The sequence below is a fragment of the Desulfallas sp. Bu1-1 genome, from assembly GCF_015594625.1.
In the GTDB taxonomy this organism is placed as follows: Bacteria; Bacillota; Desulfotomaculia; order Desulfotomaculales; family Desulfallaceae; genus JADNRQ01.
This window is the reverse complement of the sequence record NZ_JADNRQ010000027.1, coordinates 14,808-36,201: the sequence shown is the minus strand read 5'-3', so window position 1 is coordinate 36,201 and position 21,394 is coordinate 14,808. Positions and strand designations below refer to the sequence as shown.

16 protein-coding genes and 3 pseudogenes are annotated in these 21,394 nt (G+C 45.6%); all 19 read right to left on the bottom strand.

Annotated elements, in window-relative coordinates; genetic code table 11:
- Nucleotides 1-337, bottom strand: a pseudogene (locus IT084_RS16090) (hypothetical protein); the annotation flags it as partial.
- Nucleotides 338-1,073: 736 nt separating this feature from the next.
- Complete coding sequence (locus tag IT084_RS16085; protein ID WP_195713905.1) at nt 1,074-3,830, bottom strand: molybdopterin cofactor-binding domain-containing protein; 2,757 nt, start codon at nt 3,828-3,830, stop codon at nt 1,074-1,076.
- A gap of 396 nt (nt 3,831-4,226) precedes the next feature.
- Nucleotides 4,227-5,165 carry a DMT family transporter gene (locus IT084_RS16080; protein WP_195713904.1) on the bottom strand — a complete coding sequence of 313 codons (939 nt, stop codon included), beginning with the start codon at nt 5,163-5,165 and terminating at the stop codon, nt 4,227-4,229.
- A 123-nt stretch (nt 5,166-5,288) separates the two neighbouring features.
- Nucleotides 5,289-6,764 carry a sodium:solute symporter gene (locus tag IT084_RS16075; RefSeq protein ID WP_195713903.1) on the bottom strand — a complete coding sequence of 492 codons (1,476 nt, stop codon included), beginning with the start codon at nt 6,762-6,764 and terminating at the stop codon, nt 5,289-5,291.
- A 16-nt stretch (nt 6,765-6,780) separates the two neighbouring features.
- Nucleotides 6,781-6,984 carry a hypothetical protein gene (locus tag IT084_RS16070; protein WP_195713902.1) on the bottom strand — a complete coding sequence of 68 codons (204 nt, stop codon included), beginning with the start codon at nt 6,982-6,984 and terminating at the stop codon, nt 6,781-6,783.
- A 494-nt stretch (nt 6,985-7,478) separates the two neighbouring features.
- Nucleotides 7,479-8,357, bottom strand: a complete 879-nt coding sequence (locus tag IT084_RS16065; protein WP_195713901.1) for a DUF6282 family protein — start codon at nt 8,355-8,357, stop codon at nt 7,479-7,481.
- A gap of 178 nt (nt 8,358-8,535) precedes the next feature.
- Nucleotides 8,536-10,827 (bottom strand): xanthine dehydrogenase family protein molybdopterin-binding subunit, encoded by a 2,292-nt coding sequence (locus IT084_RS16060; RefSeq protein ID WP_195713900.1) that lies wholly within the window; start codon nt 10,825-10,827, stop codon nt 8,536-8,538.
- Nucleotides 10,828-10,850: 23 nt separating this feature from the next.
- Nucleotides 10,851-11,324, bottom strand: a complete 474-nt coding sequence (locus tag IT084_RS16055) for a (2Fe-2S)-binding protein (RefSeq protein ID WP_195713899.1) — start codon at nt 11,322-11,324, stop codon at nt 10,851-10,853.
- Entirely contained in the window at nt 11,321-12,253 is a 933-nt protein-coding gene (locus IT084_RS16050) for a xanthine dehydrogenase family protein subunit M (protein ID WP_195713898.1), read from the bottom strand. Before IT084_RS16050 ends, IT084_RS16055 begins: the two co-directional genes overlap by 4 nt.
- 160 nt (nt 12,254-12,413) lie before the next feature.
- Nucleotides 12,414-12,560: pseudogene (locus tag IT084_RS16045) on the bottom strand (2-oxoacid:acceptor oxidoreductase subunit alpha); the annotation flags it as partial.
- A gap of 436 nt (nt 12,561-12,996) precedes the next feature.
- Nucleotides 12,997-13,986 carry a xanthine dehydrogenase family protein molybdopterin-binding subunit gene (locus tag IT084_RS18700; RefSeq protein WP_195713897.1) on the bottom strand — a complete coding sequence of 330 codons (990 nt, stop codon included), beginning with the start codon at nt 13,984-13,986 and terminating at the stop codon, nt 12,997-12,999.
- Between the two features lie 14 nt (nt 13,987-14,000).
- Entirely contained in the window at nt 14,001-15,743 is a 1,743-nt protein-coding gene (locus IT084_RS18695; protein ID WP_207744645.1) for a molybdopterin cofactor-binding domain-containing protein, read from the bottom strand.
- Entirely contained in the window at nt 15,736-16,620 is an 885-nt protein-coding gene (locus IT084_RS16030) for a xanthine dehydrogenase family protein subunit M (protein WP_195713896.1), read from the bottom strand. The genes IT084_RS18695 and IT084_RS16030 overlap by 8 nt, the downstream gene beginning before the upstream one ends.
- A 386-nt stretch (nt 16,621-17,006) precedes the next feature.
- Nucleotides 17,007-18,029, bottom strand: coding sequence for a molybdopterin-binding protein (locus IT084_RS16025; RefSeq protein ID WP_195713895.1), 1,023 nt, complete (start codon nt 18,027-18,029; stop codon nt 17,007-17,009).
- Nucleotides 18,030-18,079: 50 nt separating this feature from the next.
- Nucleotides 18,080-18,376 carry an XdhC family protein gene (locus tag IT084_RS16020; protein WP_195713894.1) on the bottom strand — a complete coding sequence of 99 codons (297 nt, stop codon included), beginning with the start codon at nt 18,374-18,376 and terminating at the stop codon, nt 18,080-18,082.
- Nucleotides 18,373-19,170, bottom strand: a complete 798-nt coding sequence (locus IT084_RS16015; RefSeq protein ID WP_195713893.1) for an XdhC family protein — start codon at nt 19,168-19,170, stop codon at nt 18,373-18,375. Before IT084_RS16015 ends, IT084_RS16020 begins: the two co-directional genes overlap by 4 nt.
- A gap of 49 nt (nt 19,171-19,219) precedes the next feature.
- Nucleotides 19,220-20,029: a selenium-dependent molybdenum cofactor biosynthesis protein YqeB gene (yqeB, locus tag IT084_RS16010; protein WP_243277031.1), complete on the bottom strand. Its 810-nt coding sequence runs from the start codon at nt 20,027-20,029 to the stop codon at nt 19,220-19,222.
- Nucleotides 20,030-20,102: 73 nt separating this feature from the next.
- The gene (locus tag IT084_RS16005; RefSeq protein WP_195713891.1) at nt 20,103-20,435 is read right to left on the bottom strand and encodes a DUF3870 domain-containing protein; all 333 of its coding nucleotides are present in this window, start codon (nt 20,433-20,435) and stop codon (nt 20,103-20,105) included.
- 719 nt (nt 20,436-21,154) lie between these two features.
- A pseudogene (locus IT084_RS16000) lies at nt 21,155-21,304 on the bottom strand (ATP-binding protein); the annotation flags it as partial.
- Between the last annotated feature and the right edge of the window lie 90 nt (nt 21,305-21,394).

The window sequence follows — 21,394 nt, the reverse complement described above, 5'->3', positions numbered from 1 at the left end:
AGCCGGTAAAGTTGGAACTGGGCAATATAACCGCTTCTTCCGCACCCATTTGGGTGGCTTCAATCATTTCGCGGGCCGAACCCAGTTGCTCCGCCGGGTAAATAGTAATTTGCACCTTGTTGTCTGTTGCTTCCGCCACCTTGTCTCTAAACATTTCCATGGCTTTCATTTTGGGGGAATCCACAGGTTCCACTGTGCCCAATTTAGCGGTGTATGTTTTCCCTTGATCTTCAGATTTATTGGCGTTTTCCGTAGATCCCTGGTTTCCGCCACACCCGGCAAGTACTAACAGAGCAATAAGTAACATAGATAGTAACAAAATACCCTTTTTCTTCAATGTAAGCCCTCCCTGCTAAATGTTATTTGTTGGTTGTCCAAATAAATATAAATTACCTACTTGTTACCTAGCAGATATTCACCCCCCTCATTTTATTGGTAATTGGGCATGCCCGCCAAGATGGCTTGTGCTTTTTATCATTTGCATGGTGGGGCGCCCCGCCACCATGAACAAAATGCTTGCTTATGATATTCTGAAAATTGTATATAATATTAAGTATATGATATATTATCTAATTAAATTTTTCAATATGCGGTTTTATTCTTGTAAGAAATTTTGACAAAATATTATTATGTTTTTATATATTTTATATTTTATATATACTAATAATAAGCATAAGTTCACGTGATAATTTAGATTCATTATCACAAGAGTTCCGACCTCTTTTTCCAAATAATTAGTAAAAGCTGCAATTACCGTTGTTGGTCACATCCGGCAACTACGTAAGGTACCAAGATCAAAACTGCCTTATTAGACGGACTAGGCTATACATTTCAGCGATCGGTTTGAATCTTAAAAGATGATCGGGTAATTAAGTTTACCACTTTGGTGTTGCTCAAAGATAGCAACAAATGAAAGAGGGTGGCTAATGCCACCCTTCTATTCCTAACAGAAGCCCGCCAGGCCCGTGTTGTTCTCCAGCATTGCCCAATCCTCCTGGCGGGCAAGAGCCAATATTAGGTTAACCGATGACTAGAGTATCATGCCTTTTAGTCGTACACATAAAATCATTAGTTTAGTTTGTTTTATTCTTAATTGCTTCCAGTACTTTTTCCGGGGTAGCCGGCAAATCATGAATCCAAATGCCGCAGGCATCATTTAATGAGGCAATAATTGCCGGCGCCATCGGGAAGTGAGCTGCCTCTCCCATTCCAATTGCTCCGAAAGGTCCGGGGCCTTGCGGTATTTCCACCACGTAAGTGCTGATCTCCGGAACGTCAGTGGATCTGGGCATATGGTATTGCTTGAAACTCTTGGTTACGCCGGGAACATACTCTTCCATCAGGGCAAAAGCTACGCCCATGGCAACGCCGCCTTCCATCTGCCCTTCCATGGCCAGGCGGTTGATTGCCCTGCCACACTGGAAAGCCACTGCAGCATTAAGGACCTTGACTTCACCCGTAAGCGTATTAACTTCCGTTTCCACAACCGCAGCTCCATAAGTAAACACTACATACAGCGTACCCTGCCCGGTGTCCTGGTCTAAGAGATCAAGGGGCACAACAAATTCACCAAAACCAGTTAAATCGTAACCTTTCTGATGCAGTTCCTTGAACGATATTTTCCGTTCCGGGTCATTTATCACAAAGACAAAGCCATCTTTGGTATCTAATTGATCATTTGCAACACCCAGTTCTTTGGCTGCCGCTTCATATAATTTTTTCTTCAAATCCTTACAGGCCAGTAATGTTGCATTACCGGTGTAAAAGGTATGTTTACTGGCACATGTTAAGTCAGAATCAGGCGTAAGTAACGAATCCGCGGCAATTACCTTGATTTTATCAAGGGTTAATCCCAGTTCTTCTCCGGCAATTAAGGCCATTACCGTATTTGATCCTTGCCCGATCTCGGCAGCACCTTCCTTTACAAGCAACGTGCCCTGGTCGGTGATTTCCACATTGCACCGGGACAAATTTAAAAGACCGGTTTTTCCGATTCCATACCATGTCGTGGCAAAACCTTTACCGCGTTTGATATGCGGGGGTAATTTAGCAATTTCTTCCGGACTCGTGGCCTTGTCGCATTTGGCCCAGTGATTTTCTATTGCTTCAATGACTTCTTGATACCCCGGAGGGTCTTTGATTAATTGTCCTGTAGCTGTTACTGTTCCCTGTTTAAAACCGTTCAACTTCGCAAAATCAAGCAGATTCATATTCAATCGCTTGCAAATCTTATTCATTTGCGTTTCCACTGCGAAACACATTTGAGAAACGCCAAAGCCACGCATTGCTGAAGAAGGAGTGTTATTAGTAAGTACAGTTTTACCCAACACTTTAACATTGGGTATTTCATAAGGCCCGTAAGAATGTACTATGGCTCTCATCAGCACGCCGGGGCTGGCCAATGCATAAGCACCGGCATCTGTAATAATTTCCCCGTAATGGGCGACTATTTTACCATCCTTGCGGACACCAGTTTTTAATTTAATCCAAAACGGGTGTCTTTTACAGTTGCCAATAAAATTCTCTTCCGTGGTAAACTGTAATTTTACCGGGACGCGTGCCTTGTAAACAGCGAGTCCAAGAAGCACCTGGATAAACGGGTCGATCCTGGCTCCGAAACCACCACCGGTGCCGTCTTCAACAACCCGTACTTCATCCGTCCCCAATCCCAGTACCCTGGCCACCTCATCACGGTGGTAGTGGGGCGCCTGGCCACAAGCGTAAATAACTACCCGGCCTTCTTCATCTATAAATGCCACTCCGGCGTCAGGTTCAAGGTAACCATGGGCATTGGCCGGGGTGGTGAAAATGTTTTCTTCGATAATATCCGCTTGCTTAAAACCTTCTTCAATATCACCATGTACAAGGTTTTGGTAGAATAATAAGTTGCCGGGATAATCTTCCTCTTGAACCTCGGGAGCACCTTCCTTTAGCGCCTCAAAAACATTGGTCACTGCAGGTAGTTCTTCATAATCCACTTTAATTTTTTTCAAGGCTTCCTCGGCCACTTTTTCCGTACGGGCTACAACAATAGCTACCGGTTCACCGTAATACCTTACTTTATTATCAGCTACTACCCGGAAATCATGGAAGATGTATTTAACCCTGTTTGGTCCCTTGAGATCGTGGGCCGTGGCCACCGCAACCACACCATGCATGGCCTCGGCTTCCGAAGTATCAATTGATTTAATCCTGGCGTGAAAATAAGGGCTTCTGAGCACTTTGGCATGGCACATATCTTCCAAGTAAATATCCTGCGCAAAACGTAACGTCCCCGTTACTTTTTCCCACGAGTTAATTTGCGGAATTCTTCCACCCAAGCGATATTCGGTAATATCTCTTTCTTTAATTACGTCGGGATTCCGCCTGGCTTCAGCCGCCAGCATGATTCCGTCTATGATCTTCTTATAACCAGTACACCGGCACAGGTTCCTTCTAATTGCTTTCTTCACTTCTTCACGTGTGGGATTCGGGTTTTTATCCAGTATCGCTTTGGCGGTAAGAATCATCCCGGGGGTGCAAAAACCACACTGGGCAGCGCCAACTTCAACAAAGGCCTTTTGGATTACATCGGGATTATCCTTTGTTCCAACGCCTTCAATAGTGATGATGTTTTTCCCTTCAACACGCTCAACCGGCAATTTACATGAGTTGGTCGGTACGCCGTCGATTAAAACTGTGCAACTTCCGCATACGCCTTCACTGCAACCTTCTTTGGTACCGGTTAGCCTTAAATCCTCACGTATAACCTTCAATAAAGTACGTTTAGGATCGACTAGTAATTTTACCGGGCGCCCGTTGACGGTAAATTTGATTTCACGAAAACCCAAAACATACCCCTCCCTAGATGTTAGTTTTTATGATTGATATCCAAAAAGTGGACGTTACTTTGACCGTTCCAGCAATCAAGTCCATAGGTAGTCGTTTCATACCTCCTTTTTACAAAAAACATGCCTGCACTTATTATCCATTACTGGACAATGAAGCTAGTTTTAATCATTTTCATGGAAAGGCGTTACTTACCTCTCCATCATGAAAAAATCAACTTGTACACAATCGTTCATTTTTAGTATATCATATATCATATAAAATTTTTTTTCAATAAGCACTCAATCTCTTGGATTAATTTTTTCCGAAACCGCAATGTGGGAAGCAACATTAAACATGACAAAAATTAGATTTCGCCCATTCTTATGCATATTTAATTATACCAAAAATGGCACAAATTAGAGACTTCCCAGGATGTTCCTTGCCTTTTCGCCCTGTCGGGTTACGTTTAATTTGACCGAAGAAACAAAAATTCCCAGCACAACACAAAAACCACCGATAACGTGCCAAGGTAGCACTTTTTCTTGGAGAAAGAACGACGCCAAAAAAATCGAATAAACCGGAATAAGGTTGTAAAAATTTGCAGCTTTGGCCACTCCAATAGCTTGAATTCCTTTATAATACCAGACAAAGGCCAGCACTGTAGCGAATATTCCCAAATATAAGATTCCCAAAGCCACCGGCCATGATATGGTTATATTTATATGATAAAGTTCCCATCCCGAAACTATAACCAGGAAAGGCAACCCCGCCACAATGGAAAAGGACGTAGTCTCCAGCGGGCTTAAATAACTCATTACGTTTTTACCCAGAACAGTAAAAATAGCCCAGATAAATGTATCGGCAAAAATGATCAGGTCTCCGGCATTAAAATCCAAATTATATAAAACGGACCATGAACCTTGGGATTCTATAATAATAATGCCAACTATCGAGATTACTGAACCCAATACTTGTTTTAATGTAATATTTTCCTTTAATAATAACCAGGAAAAATATATTGTTACTATTGGATTAAAAGAATTAATTAAAGTTGCATTTATAGCCGTGGTATATTTTAATCCTATGTATAACAAGCTATTAAAAGCAAATACCCCGGTAATCCCCATAATGAATATCTTGAGCATGAGCGGGCCGGTGATCTTTTTTTTCTCTTTTCTTATCAGTAACCAGGGACATAAAATCAAGGCGGCGATCAAAAACCGGCCCGCAGCTATGCTAAAGGGGGGCAAAGCATCGATTAAGGCTTTTCCGACTATAAAGTTACCTCCCCAAATTAAAGGGACAATAGTTAATAACAAGTACGGGGTTATTGATTTAGCTTTATACATATACATCGTGTTCATTTTCTCCTATGGCACTTGTAACGTTTACTAAAACACAAAGTGTGTCAAAAAAAAAGAAATTCAAACAAACCAAACCTCGGGGATTTGGTTTGTTTGAGATAAAATTTAGAACCTTTATGCACTGGCATTCATTTGAAAACGATTGATTACCTCTTGCGGCCTTGGTTTGTCAAATAAGCTTACGACCACCAAAACTGCAGCATTGACCATGAAGCCCCAGAAACCACCGTGGATGGTAAGCGGGTTGGGCCAAACATAAAGAGTTAAATAAGTTACTACCAAACCGGAAACCAAACCACAAATTGCCCCCATGGTGCTCGCCCTTTTCCAAAACAACGCCGCAAGTAACGGAGGAGCCAGCTGCATACCCATGGACATGGCAATGAATGCCAGGGGCACGATCATGCCGGACCAGTTCATACTTACCCAGAGGGAAGCCAGGCCCATTACCAGGATAATAATTCTCCCCACCCAAACCACCTGCTTTTCCGTGGCGTTGGGATTAATAAATTTCTTGTATATATCCACACTGAGAACGGAACTGATGGCATGCAAATTTGAATCGGCGGTGGACATACCCGCGGCAATAATGGCGGCAAAAACCCCGCCTATAATCACCGGAGGTGCATACGTAGACATTAACTGCAGGAACAGGTTATCGGGATTGGCAATATCCGGCCAGATTATCCTGCCGCCAATTCCCACCAGGGTCGTAGCAAATAAATAAGCCAGTGACAACAGGGCGGGCTGCAGTCCCGCACTAATTTTTAAAGATTTTAATCCACCGGATGCATAACAGCGCATCCAGAAGGGCGCTCCCCCGGGCACCTGGCCCAAAGCGATCATCAGCGAGGTGGAGAATATGCCGATCCAGGTAAGGTTACCCAGCGCGCCCGGCATGGTTAAATGCTGCGGAATTTCTTGAATAGCCCTGGCCCATAAATCAGTCGGGTGGTTAAACATATAATACCCGGCATAAAGGCCACCGACATACATGCCACCCAGGAGAAGGATACCTTGGATTACGTCTGTCCAGGCCACGGCTGCCATGCCGCCCATCATAACATAAGCCAATATAACAAAGAGAATAATCCAGGCCCCAATACTGAACGGAATAGCCCCGCCGCTTACCATTTCAAGTATTTTGGCCCCGCCAATAATTTGAATGGTTACATAAGGAATACAATAAGCAATGTTTGTTAAAGCGGTTAATACCCTTAATGTTTTGGAATTGAAATAATCATCTAATAAGTCCGCCGGAGTAATATAGCCATTTTTGTTTCCAACATACCAAATCCGCCTCCCTATGTGCCACATAACCAGGCTTACTACAATAGGAGTGGAAACACAAACCGTTATCCAGGGAATACCCTGTTTAAATAAGGCGCCGGCAACGCCCATCATGGCGTATGTACTAAAATATGTGCCGGCCACAGTAAAGGTAAGCGGCAGCCAGCTTAACCCGCGTCCGGCCAGAAAGAAATCATCTTGACTCATTCCCTCTGCGCCGCTTTGGGATTTCATGACCCAATAACCGATGCCTAAAGATGCCACCATGTAAAGCGTGACAATAACAAATTCAACTGACATGCTGTCAACCTCCAGGTTAGTCTTCTTTCCAAATTTTTTGGCTGAGGTAAAGTACAGTCACAACCGGAATTACCGTCCAGATAACCGTCCAGAAATAAAAGAATGGCCACCCGAACACCAGAGGATAGATGTTATTTCCCAACAATAGCCCCGGGCCTATTAAACAAAAATAACTGACTATCATTATGGCATAAGCTATTTTTGTTTTTAAATCCGCCATTTTAACACCCCCTTCCGTCATTTAATTTTTGAGATATTATATATAATATTTGACATATTATAAGACAAAATCCTGCTTAAAAAATGTTTATTTTTTTTATTTTTTCTATTGCGCTGAAATATAGATTATTTACCCTTCTTCTAATTGCAAGAACTTATATTTATTTAATGCTAGAAGGGTGCCAACTTTGCCATGAGAAGCCTGATCATGGTTTTTCCCGCCGCTTTGGCCAATATACGCTTAATTGAATAATTGTTTATAATACAAAAAGCCAGGCAAAAGGTTTATTAGTCAAACCTTTTGCCCGGCTTCATCGCCGTAATTACCAGGCATAATTGACGGTAATAAATTAAAAACCCGCGAACAAGTAAAAACAAATTTGTTCGCGGGCATCTTTGCCTTAATACATCGTTGTATTAAATATTTATTTGCTAACTGTATTATAATCAACCCGGAAAGGAAAATCAATATCTAAAAACTAGAATGAATTATTTCTAAATTTTCATTAACTTTGAAGGATTTACCGAAGTCATCATCCTAATTTCTTCTTCAGTTATTCCAAGCCCCAGCAGGTTGGTAATAAATTCCACCAGCATCTCCACCGGCGGTGGATTACCGAATTGCCCACCGTCCGTGCCCAAAATAACCTTATCTGCTCCAACAGCCCTGATAACACCGGCAAAGGCACCCGGGGAACAGGGGTTTTTGGCCAGCCTGGTGGCAAAAAACCAATCCAGTTCAACCCAAACACCTAGAGTAGATAAGCGCTGTAAGTCTTCAACCCTATAGTCAAGGAAATCGGCGGTGGCATGTGTTAATACAATGCGTTCCACTCCTGCATCCTTCGCCCGTCCCACAAGTAATTCCGCTTCCGTTTTGGAAATATGGCCCGTGGAGAGAATCAAATTCCACCTGGCTATTGCTTCCAGGATCGGAAAAATTGCAGGGTTCAAATCATTGTTTGGGTCAAGCAGAGAAAGCTCCTCCACTTCGCGAGATAAAGATCCGGCAAGCGCCGATACATGCTCCGAATGTTGAAGATACCAAGCAGCATCAAGAGTAGGCATCCACACAAACTTAGCTCCCAGCTTTGCCGCCACCTCGACGGCATGATCATTTAAACCGCCTAAAGCATAATTTAAAGATACGCCCCCGTAAACGGGGAAACCGGTAATTTCTGATGCAATAGAAGCACGCGAAGCCGTTTCCGTTACATGGCTTTTAATTACTATAGCTTTCATCCCTGCTTTTTTGGCCTGCTCCGCCGCTTCAATGTCGTTAATCTTCCGCGGGAATATATCAGGGGCAGTATGAATATGGATATCAACTGCCCCTTTTATTAATTCCCGCGCTTTTTCCCGGTAATTTTTCATAAAGGGCTCTCCTATCTAAATAGCCGTTGCATAACCGTGTAAATAAGCGGTAAATGACCCCGAAAAAACGTTAACAGGCAGTAATTTTATCCGCTACGAGAATAATAGCGAAGAGAGCGGAGGAAACCACCGGAGCGCTTGATACAAGTACCGGTAATATTTTTCCGGGTAGTATTGTCTAATTCTCTTTCTCATGCAAAGCTTTTAAGATTTTTTCCGGAGTTATGGGCAAAGTATCAATTCGCACCCCTACGGCATGATAAATAGCGTTGGCAATTGCCGGGGCAATGGCTGTCAGCGCAGGTTCCCCCAGGCCTTTGGCGCCATATGGGCCATTGGGATCATTTGATTCCACCAAAATTGAAGTTATCGAAGGCATATCCACAGACCTTGGCATATTGTAGTGTTTAAAACTTTGGTTTTTAATAATACCTTTTTCTTCAATCATCTCTTCAGTTAAAGCAAAACCGATTCCCTGGGCCACCGCCCCCAAGACCTGCCCTTCGGCCATCAAGGGGTTGATCGCCTTGCCCAAATCGTGCGCCGAAACTATATTCAATAGTTTAACCTGGCCTGTTTCGCGATTTACTTCCACTTCTGCAATTTGAGTAACAAATGGATAAGCACAGGAAACATTGCCTACTTTGGTTTCAGGGTGAACCATGGTTACTCCCGGCGGCACAAAACTGCCCTTGCCGATAATGGTTGCCCCCGCTTGTTTGTATGAGGCTATTTGGGCAGCTTCGGGGAAGCTGATGCGCTTATCCGAATTGCAATCATAGATTACACCGTTTTCAATTTTTAAATTTTCCACGGGAGTTTGTAATTCTTCGGCCGCCACTGCCAATAGCTGTTCCCGGGCGTTTATTGCGGCGGCTTTGACAGCGTTACCGCCCAGGGTGGTAACCCGGTCGCCAAACGTTCCCAAGCCATGCGGGTTGATATCGGTGTCCAAATTCGGAACATCCACCCATTCCAGGGGAATGCCGAGCTCACTGGCGGCTATAATGGCAAAAACAGTTTTGGAACCTTGGCCGATATCCACTTCGCCCGGGAAAACAGTTACCCTACCCTCTTCGTTAATCCGTACATAGGCCGATGATCCATCAAAAAACGGCAGAAAAGTACGGTTACCCGAAACATGCAGGCAGCAGGCAATACCAATTCCCCGGGCCAGCTTGGATTCTTTATTTTCGGCATATTTTTTCCTTTTGGAGGACCAACCGGCAACTTCAACACTCTTTTTAATGCAATCGGACAGCCCGCAGCTTCCCAGGTACCAGTTATGGGGAGTAATGTCACCTTTCTGGCTGGCATTTTTAAGCCGCAGTTCCGCAGGGTCCATGTTTAACTCCACGGCTAACTTATCCAACATGGTTTCCAGGGCAAAGTGACTTTGGGGGCATCCAAAACCACGGAAAGCTCCGGTAGGCACCTTATTGGTATAGATCAGGTAACCCTTGGTAAAAATGTTTTTTATTCTATACAGGTTATCAGACCGGGTTGTGGCACTTAAAAGTATACCCGGCCCGTAATTCATGTAAGCCCCGTTATCGGCAAGCACTCTGGCTTTTTTCCCAAGCAGCGTTCCGTCTTTGCGCGCGGCCAACTGCATTTCGATGATCATGGGAACCCTGGGTAAAGAAGCCATCAGTTCTTCCGTTCTGGTATTGACCATTTTTACCGGCCGTCCCGTTTCCCTGGCCAGCAGAGCGCACAGCGGGTGCAGCTTATATTCTAATTTGCCCCCAAAACCTCCCCCCAGGGGAAGTTGAATCACTCGGACTTGCTCCTGTCCTACCCCAAGGGCATTGGCATAGGTCATCCTGGCTAGCATATGTGATTGGGTGGGGATCCAAAAGGTTACTTTGCCCCTGGCATCCCACTGCGCCACCACCGCATGAGGCTCCAGATATCCGTGGTGCACGCGGGGTGTTTCATACCTGCCTTCAACAATTACATCCGCTTCCGCAAATGCTTTTTCGATATCCCCATGGTTGATAGTCATTTCCCGGGCTATGTTAGAACCAAACTCGTCATGCACCAGGGGCGCGTCCGGCTGCATAGCCTGTTCCAAATCGAAAACCCCCGGTAATTCCTCGTATTCAACTTTAATCAGGCTAAGTGCCTCTTCAGCGGTATCTTCATCCACCGCGGCAATCAGCGCCACCTCATCACCGCGATAACGCACCTTATCTTTAGCCAAAAGGCGCTCATCAAGCATTTTTTCTCCAGCCACAGAATAATTGGGCAATTCAATTTCAGTTCCAACAATTACGGCCTTCACCCCGGGCAACGATCTGGCCCTGCCGGCATCAATGTGCAGAATCCGGCCATGGGCTATAGGGCTGCGCAATACCTTTCCATACAGCATACCCGGGAGCTTAAAGTCACTGCCATATATCTGTTTGCCCGTAACTTTGTCGACGGAATCAATTAATGGTACTGGTTTTCCAATCAGTTCACCCATTTTACCATTTCCTTTCCCGGAAGCTATTTTTTATTTAAATAACTTGCCGCCTTTTTTATGGCCCTGACTATCTGATCATAGCCGGTGCACCTACACAGGTGACCCACAATAGCTTCCCGAATTTCCGTTTCCGAAGGGTCGGGGTTTTCATCTAAAAGTGCCTTGGCCGCCATGACCATACCGGGAGTACAATACCCGCACTGAATAGCCCCGCTCTCCACAAAAGCTTTTTGAATTGGATGAAGTTCCTTCCCCCCGGCGATTCCTTCAATCGTTAAGATCTCGCACCCATCAGCTTCTACAGCCAGCATCATGCAGGAATTAATCGGCTTTCCGTTCAGCAACACCGTACAGGAACCACAATCGCCATTATCGCAGCCTTTTTTGGTACCTGTAAGGTTTAAATCGTCTCTTAGAAAATCCAATAGGCTTTTATGGACAACAACCTCTTTTTCGTAATACTCGCCGTTCACGGTAACTTTAATCACCTGTTTCATGTTTGAGCCCCCAGTGCCTGTTGAATTGCCTCCTTGATTAAAACACCGGTCATTGCCCGTCTGTAATCTACCGACATATATAAGTTCTCCGTATATTCCAGCTGTTCAATACACGTATGGATTATTTTTTCAATGATATCCTCATTAATATATTTGTTTTCAATTAATTGTTGAATGCGGTCCACCTTAACCGGTTTACGAAATGAACCACCGATGGCCAGCGATATGGCGGAACAAGTGTTATCTTCATTTTTTTGCAATGTTACAGCTACGGAAATAGCCGCAATGCCCATAGCCTTAGCGGTACTAAGTCGAGAGTAACCCCAGCCCGAATTATCTTGCGCTTTAAAATATATTTCCTTTAGGATTTCACCTGCTTTAAGATTTATTTTCTTATCGCCCAGGGCGAATTCTTGCAGTGGGATATTTCGTTCCCCCTGGCTGCCAACCAGTACCAACCCGGCGTCTAAAGCCATCAGCGGCGGGATTAAATCCGCGTGTGAAGCGTATTTGCAAGGTCCAACACCACCTCCGGACATACTTCTACAACCCGGCAACCCACAGGCCCCGCAGTTTGCCTTAACACTGCAAATATTTCCACCTATAGTGGCCATGTTTCTTATTTCAGGGGATCCTATTTCCTTGGCTGCCCGGAGCAACAAAGGCGCACGGTCTTTTAGAAGGCTGCTATTTAACAGTTCATTTATTTTCACGCCGGCGCCAATGTATATGCTTCCTTCTTTTTCGGTTAAATATTGCAATTCTTTAATCCGGCCAATTCCTACCACCAGGCCGGGCTTTAACTGGCGGTGTTTTAGCTTTAATACTAAGTCGGTACCCCCTGCCATAACACGGGCGTTATTCCCGCCCTCAAGCAATTTTAAGGCTTGTTCCAAACTTTCCGGTTTTTCATAAGCAAAAGTCAACACAATCCAAACACCTCTATTTTTTAAACTTATAATAGATTATCGTTATTCACTCCCCACCCCCACATTGAATGCTTTTAAGTTACCCACTTCATTTTTACCGCGCCTGGGTGTTACCGCATCTTCTTCGTATATAATCAAGCAATTTTCGTCCACTTGTTCACAAGCCGGTGGACGGGCCTACTCGCTGCACGTCTACGATTACGCAGGGCACTTCCTGGTATATACCAACCCCGAGGTTCTCCTGCATTAGAGAAAATCCCGGTCCACTGGTGGCGGTGAATGTTTTTTGACCGGATAATGAAGCTCCTCCATAAATTTGATAAATGGTTTATAAGGACATACCCCCTTCCTCTGTTACAACAAGGGAAGAGGGCTCCAGTAATTATAAAGAAAATTCCTTAACTGGAGTCACCAAGGAATACCAGCTTGGGTCCTTCCCTCCCGCTAGATATTATATATTATATATTATATGATTCATTTAATTATTCCTTCTAACTAAAACGAAAAATTTTTATCATTTGCTTAAGCAGCACTTTACAGAAAAAAGCATCGTTTTGAGTTCGCTTTTTTATTAAAATAATTACCCCCTCCCTTGTTAGTTAACAAGGAGAGAGGGCTTCATAATTGCTCTATATAACCGTTTACACACGTTAATCAGGCAACGTCCATAAACATACCGGCGATAATTAACATGATATTCATGAGAATTATAAGGATATATAAAATTTTATCGTTAACTTTATTTATTTATCGACTTTTTCCCGCAGAGCCATAAACACTCTTTCAGCTGTATTGGGCAGTTCCTTAACCCGGGCTCCCACCGCATCGGCTATGGCATTCAATATAGCGGCGGCCACCGGTACAGTGGCGGGTTCCCCGATGCCCTTGGCCCCGAAAGGACCGGTGGGTTCCGCAGCTTCCACGATTATTGGGTCAAAGTCAGGCATATCCAGAGCCGTGGGGATCAAGTACTCATGAAAATTCGGGTTTTTGATACGCCCGTTTTCCAGGACTATTTCCTCCGCCAGGCTGAAGCCTACACCCATGGAGGCGCCTCCTTCCAGCTGGCCTTCCACACTCATGGGGTTAATGGCTTTGCCAACGTCATGGGCGGCGGTGATTTTGATAATATTAATTTCCCCGGTTTCCGTATCCAGCTCGACCTCCGCCACCTGGGTGCCGTATGAATATGTAGCATAGGGCACCCCCTGGCCCGTTTCTTCATCCAGCGGCAGGATGCCGGGATTGAAGTTACCTGTGCCCATGATTACTTTCCCTTTACGCCAGCAGTGCGTTACCACTTCACCGATGGATATGCGGTAATCCGGGCGGTCCAAAAGGAATATATATCCGTCTTTGGCCGACAGTCTTTTGGGACTGACGTTTAACATTTCGGCCGCTGCGACAAAGAGCTGTTCACGGGCATCCTGAGCCGCCAGGCGGACCGCGTTGCCGGAGATATAGGTTTGCCGGCTGGCCGAGCTTACGCCTGATTCGGGGGTCACAGCGGAGTCGGCAGATATGATGGAGATACCCTCCAGGGGAATACCCAGCTCCTGGGCGGCTATTTGGCTTAGGGTGGTATTGGATCCCTGGCCGATATCAGCGGCGCCGCATAGTACGTTGGCGGTGCCGTCTTCCAGTAATTCAACAAAGGCGCTGGAAGGGTTTGGTTTGCCGGTATTGCCCATTCCAAAGTACATGCAGGCTATTCCTTTACCCCGTACCTTCATGTATTACTCTCCTTTCAATGCATACCGCTTTTTTCAACCGCGCGCTCGATGGTTTCCAGGATACCCACGCCGTCATTGAGGATTTGCCCGGTGGGGGTGGCAGAGCCTTTTCGAAAGGCGTTAATGCGCCTGATCTCTACCGGGGAGATGCCTATTTTCTTAGCCAGTTCATCCATGATAGCTTCATGGGCAATGGCCGCCTGGGGGGCGCCAAAGGCACGCATGGCCCCGCTGACCGGATTGTTGGTGTAAACAGTATAGGTGTCGATTTTTACATTGGGTACTTCATAGGGGCCCAGCGCACAGGTGGCTACCCTGGTGAGCACCGCTGTCCCGTATGAGTTATAAGCGCCGGTGTCGCCGTAGATTTCAACTTCCGCCGCTACAAGCTTACCGTCTTTCCGGGCGCCAAGCTTGTAACGCATGGTAAAGGGATGGCGTTTGGTGGAGGCGATTATGGACTCGGCCCTGGTGTAGGTCAGTTTTACCGGTCTACCTGTCTTGAGGGCTAAAAGGGCGACTAATATGTGCACGGAGTTGTCAATTTTACCCCCGAAGCCCCCGCCAGTGGTGGTTTGAACGACTCTTATCTTACTGACCGGGTAATTTAAATTGGCAGCAATTTCGGAACGGTGGTAGTGCACACCCTGGCTGACTGCATAAACTATAATTTTCCCCCCGTCATATACGCCTATGCCGGCTTCCGGTTCTATGTAGGCATGTTCGACCATGGGGGTTTTGAATGTGTCCTCGATAATGACATCCGCTTCTTGAAATCCTTTTTCTATGTCACCCTTATATACTTTACGGTGCAGGACGAGATTGCCATTGGGGTGTATTTTGGGCGCACCGGGTTTGAGGGCGTCTTCCACTGTGAACACACCGGGCAGCGGCTCGTAATCTACTTCGATCAGTTCCAGGGCTTGTTCAGCAATTTTTAAGGTTTCAGCCGCAACTACCGCTACCGCGTCACCATAGTGGCGAACTTTGTCTTTAGCAAGCACCGGCTGGTCTTTAATATGGATGCCATAGCCATTGCGGCCGGGTACGTCGTCCGCGGTGAGCACGGCAATTACGCCTGGCAATGCTTTGGCCCGCTTGGTATTAATGTTTTTAATCAGGGCGTGAGCATGGGCGCTGCGCAGTACTTTGGCATAGAGCATATTGGGGAATGATAGATCATCGGCGAATTTGGCCTGGCCGGTTACCTTGGGGATCCCGTCCACCCGGGGCACCGAGGAGCCAACCACTTGTTCGCCCACGGTGGGCATGGTGATTGTTTTTTCTCCTCTTAATTCAGCTGCGGCGGCCATGACGGCATCGATGATTTTTTTATAGCCAGTGCAGCGGCAGAGGTTTCCGGAAATGGCCATTTTTATTTCTTCGGGGGTGGGGCTTGGGTTTTTATCCAGCAAGGCCTTGGCACTCATAAGCATGCCGGGCGTGCAAAAACCACATTGCACCGCTCCATGGACCAGGAAGGCTTTTTGTAAGGGATGAAGCTCTTTGGCGGTGCCCAGCCCTTCCACGGTGATGATTTGCTTCCCCTGGGCTTTTAAGGCCGGTAAAACGCAAGAGGCTACGGGCTGGCCATCCAAAAGAACAGTACAGGCCCCGCATTCACCGCTGTTGCAGCCTTTTTTGGTACCGGTAAGGCCAAGTTTTTCCCTTAGAACGTCAACCAGGGTCATGTCGGGCTCAATTTCAATTTGGTGTTGTTGACCGTTTACGTTGATCTGCAGCAAGGTTTTATTCACCTAACTCACCTCCCAGGTCTTTTACAGCAACAAGAATGGCTCTTTTAAGCAGGACTTTGGCCATTTCTTTTTTATAAAACGCGCTGCCCCGGAGGCTGTCCCTGGGGCTTATTTCCTTTTCCAGGACGGCCATGGCTTGTAACAGAACTGTTTGCTGCAAAGGCGCGCCTTTAAGAACCGCTTCGGTATTGGTGGCCCGCACCGGCACGGGAGCCATGGGCCCTAGGGCGATTCTGATGTCTTCAAATTTGCTGAGAGTTTGGTCCAGTTTAAGCCATACTCCGACATTTACTATGGGTAAGGCCAGGGCTTTGCGTTTGGCCAGGCGCATGAAGGCAGTGGCTTCACGCGCACCCGGGGTTTTAATGTCAAAGGCCAGTAGGATTTCGGAAGTAGGGTCAATAGCTGATTGACCTGCACCCAGGAATAGTTCTCCAACGGGTTTAGTTATTTCACCCTGGTTAGTTAATATGCGTGCCCTGGCATCCAGGGCCATGAGGGCAATGGTGGTGTCCGCAGCGGGCTGAGCGTTAACTACGTTGCCGCCGATAGTGCCGACATTGCGGATTTGAGGAGAACCGATGCTTTGGGCTGCCTCGGCCAGGACACGGGCTTTTTCCCGGATAATCCCGGATGCGGCGATTTGTTGGTGGGTGGTCATGGAGCCTATGGTTATCCAGCCATTATTTTCGGTTATACCGTTAAGTTCCTTTAATGCACTTAAGTCAACCAGAGCCTTGGTGTTTATTTTGCGCTCTCTTAGCTGTAACACCAGGTCTGTACCACCTGCAATCAAGCGCGCATTTCCCTGGTTTTCCCGCAATATATTTATTGCTTCTTCTACCGTTGCGGGAAGATAGTATTTTTCGCAATTCATCTACTTTATACCCCCTCTTAACAAAAAACCCAGCAAAAATTACCCATTTAAAAAGATGGATAACTTTGCTGAGTTTTTTAATCATTTGCATGAAGGGGGGAGCGCCCCTCCATCATGAATAAAAATCAGCTTTCTTATGATATTAAGTATATGATATATTACTTATTAAAATTTTTCAATATGCTGACTTTAATCTTATAAAAAATTTTTACAATAAAGCACGTTTTTGGTCGACTAGTAATTTTACCGGGCGGATCATTTCCATGGAAAGGCGTTACTGACCTCTCCATCATGAATAAAATCAGCCTGTGCATCACAATCGTTTATTTTTAGTATATCATATATCATATAAAAGTTTTTTTCAATAAGTAACTCAATCTATTAGATTAATTTTTTCCGAAACCGCAATGCGGAAAGCGGCATTCACTGCAGCTTTCACAAAGACCACCCACGCCCAGCCGGGTTATATCTGCCCGGGAAACCGGTTCTCCGGCCAGGATACGGGGCAGCATAATATCAAGTATGGTTGCTTTAGCATGAATAACACAAGCGGGCAACCCAAGGACAACGGTCCCTTCAAGTTCCGCCACCATAAACATTGCTCCCGGGAGAACGGGAGTACCATAAGTTATTATCTTGGCGCCGGTGTTTTTAATGGCCCCCGGAGTATTATCGTCGGGATCAACAGACATACCTCCCGCGACCAAAATCAGGTTTCGCCCGTTCTTATGCATATTTAAAATAGCCTCGGTAATTTTCGCAGGCTCGTCGGGCATATAACATTGCTCCTGGATTGAATATCCATATTCTCCAAGTTTATCCCTTAAAACCGGTCCGAAAGCATCATTAATACGCCCGTAATATACTTCATTGCCGGTAATTACAACCCCGATGTTAAATGGCTTGTACTGCACGACTTTAATTATCCAGCTATATTTTTCGGCCAGGGATTCCACTTCTTGCACAGCCTTATCTTCTATGGTAAGAGGAATCACCCTGGTGGCCGCAACGATTTTTTCTCGCGTAACCGGGAAGTTGTCATGCAAAGTACTAAGACACATATACATGATCGAATTAATTTGATTGACTGCTTCTTTATTTACCCTCAATAGACCGTCATGTTCGGCTTTAAAGCTTATTTTCCCTTCGTGAGGCTCACCATATGAGATACCGATCCCGGCCACCGCTTTGGCAATCCTATAAGCAGCATCATTTTCGTGGATATGCCCGGCCGGGGGGTCCCAGACATAAATGTGGTCTTTACCCATCGATAGTAAAACAGGGATATCCTCGGGCTTGATTACGTGTCCCTTTTTAAACGCCGGTCCTTTAAATTTTCCCGGTATTATCCTGGTCATATCGTGACTTAAAACCATCCCCACACTGTCGGCAACCGGAACTTTTTTCACTTACATTACCCCTCTCAAATGTAGTTGGCTGGTGGTACTAAACCATCTATTTATATGCACTCGATGTAAACGGTCCCCGAACCGCCGCAAATCATGCCCTCGTCGGCCAGGTCCCTTTCCCAAAGGACCGGTTTTTTTGTTCTAATAACTTCCAGTGCTTTTTGAATCGCCTGGTGTTCCAAGGCCCCGCCACCGATCGTCCCAATGGTCTTGCCGTCCGGGTAGACCAGCATCTTGGTCCCCGCCTTGCGGGGAGTGGAGCCGCGCGTGCTGCACAATGTAACCAGCGCCGCTGTTTCCCCGCTTCGCTGGATCTCTACAATGGCTGCAAGTATTTCCCTGTTCATTCCAACACCCCCGCTTTCACTTCTTTTAATGGCCTGCAGCTTCCGTTATACTCCCGGGCTACCATTTCAGCCAGAATACTCAAGGCTATCTCAGCCGGTTTTTGACCCCCGAGATCCAGGCCGATGGGGGCAGAAACTTTTTCTAAATCCTTTTTATTGATCCCTTTATTTAATAATGTTTTAAAGGTTTGCCGCACCTTACTTGAACTACCGATCATGCCTATATAACATGCTCTGGAACCAATTACTGTTTCAAGGCATGCCAGGTCATATTGATGCCCCCGGGTAATAATTACAATGCTGGTAGAAGCATCGATTTCATTTTCAGGCAATCCTTTAGCAAGATCGCTACAAATTAAGGCATCGGCATTTGGAAATCGCCCCGGGCTGACGAATTCGGGCCTGTCATCCACAACTACCGTCTGGTAGCCTAAAATAGAAGCCATTTGCACCAACGGCACGGCAACATGTCCCCCACCAAAAATAATTAACTTTTTCTGGGGGAAGAAAGAATCTTCCAGTATCTTGACCGGTAACTCGCAGCCGGCATCCAGGCCTAATGCATTTATTTCAATTATGCCGGTATTGGGAACAGCACGTTGAAATATATTTGCGGCTCTGGCCATTACCTGCTCGTCCAGCAATGAAATTCCAAGAGTGCCGTACACTTCTCCACCGGCAATCGCAAGAAGACGGGAACCTTCTTTAAGGCCGGGATAACCTTGACTGTCAATAACGGTATAAAGCACGGCAGGAGTACCGCTTTCCACTGCTTTCAGCAACTTTTCAAACATTTTATTGCAACACACCTCATTTCAACGTTAAATGAATTGGTGACCCGGGCTATCTACACAGCTGGTTTTTCTCTTGTAAAGCACGTACCGCTTTTAATGCCCCATAGCCTATGGCCATTGCTTTATCGGTAATGGTGAAGCAAACTTCCCGGTCTTTTGCGGGGTGGATGTCACCGACTTTCATGCCTTTATAAACCCCAAGTCCATTCCTCAAAAGCCCGCGCACGACACCGGTAATTGCCGCTTGTACGGGGCTGCCATTTACAACTGCCACTGTCTCCCCTCTTTCCACCAGGTCACCAATTTTCAGTTTAGCATCAAATATACCATCCACCGGCGCACGGAGCACCCGCTCAATGGTATAACCCAAGACATTTCCCGGAATGCCGGTATTCGGCGCGGCCATTCCGCTAAAAATAGGTTCTCCCAGGTTGGGGCCCCTTTGGGTTTCAATGACGGCATGGGCATCCTTCCCGGCCTCAAAGCCCGGACCAAGGGCAATTACTATTTTTGCGTCATCAATCTTAGTCCCGAGATTCCTTTTAGCCATAGTCGCGTCTATATAAATGAATGGACGAAGTGTTCCTATTACTTCACACCGGGGGTCTACCAGCACGGCAATGTCTCCACCATCCATAATTGTGGTTATTTCATCCATGTCTTTTGCCAGCCGCCCCCATATGCCCTGCACACATATTTTCCCTTCATAAACAGCCTCAGCAAAGGATACCGTCCTGCGCACGCAGGTCGGGCGCTCTATCTCGGTCATCAACACACGATATCCTTCCTTTTTAAAAACGTAGGCCACTCCGCTGGCCAGGTCTCCGGCCCCCTTGATCAATACGCAATCCGTACTCAAATACAATCGCCCCCTTGCTACATTTAATTTAACGTTGTACTTGATTATGTATAACGACATAAAAAAATTAATATTAACGTAAAGCTTTTTTATAATCCATATATTTTTGGTAGGCAATTTCCACTGCCTTTGTAAAAGCACGAATAGAAGCAACATGAGCCCTCTCTTCCATTTCCCGCACTAGAGGTTCGATACCCCGGCTAAGGTCATAGCCCTCGGCAATAGAAGAAAGAAATTCGCCGGTATGAGGGAGTACAGTCATAAATGAGGCTCTGACAATAATTTCTCTTTCTATATCAATTTCCAGCAAAGCAGTAGTTCTTTGAATATGATCCTGCATAGGAATCCCTTTTGGTAATTGGGCATGTCCACTAAAAAGATGAGTTTTTCCACGCTGCAACCCCATGAAGACACCCCCAACTTAGCACAAACAATATAATTAACTTAAGATTGTTATCTTGCATAAAGTAACTTAATTTATGAGTATTATATTATTTAATTTCTTTATCTGTCAATTTAATACGATCATTGTCAAAATAAGATACTACGCTGTAATTGCATCCAAAAGTGTAAAGTTCCCGTCCCGAAACCAGAAAAGGCAACCCCACCACAATGGAAAAGGAAATAGTCTCCAGCGGGGCTTAAATAACTCATTACGTTTTTACCCAGAACAGTTAAAATAGCCCAGAAAAATGTATCGGCAAAAATAATCAGGTCGCTGGGATTAAAATCCAAATGATATAAAACGCGAAAGACATGCCTACAGCGATGAACCTATCGTTATTATTTGCGTAATATATGATATATAATATTTGACATGTCACAAGAAAATACCTGCTGAAAATTTATATTTTTCATTCCTTTATAATTCCTTCAAAAAAACCCAGCACCAATTGCCCATTATTATATATAATAGAAGAACCATCACCGGAAAGGATCAAAATTAAGCGGGTCGGGTATCAAACCCAGTTCCACCGAACGATCAACAAAACACCTTCTGGTTAACCATTAAAATAAGCGAGCGCAACATGACAATATGATCAAACTCCACAGGTCGTCGCCGTGCGTATTCCAATGAATTCGTCCACTAATTCCGAATTAAATCGTCCAGTCATTCCGAATTTAATCAAGGCCGCGCGGCTGTTGGTAGTCGATATCCTCCAGGCAAGCCGGCAGGCGGAGCCTGGCCCGCTTCAAGAGCCGGGCCAGGCGCTTGTTATGACGATAGGTCCATTCATGCTCCACCAAGAGGCCGAAGCGCTCCTTAAAAGATAAGTGAATTGGAATCGGTAGACGATTTCAATCGGAATAGGTGGACGGATTAAATCGGAATAGGTGGCCGTTTTGCGTCGGAATATGCATATT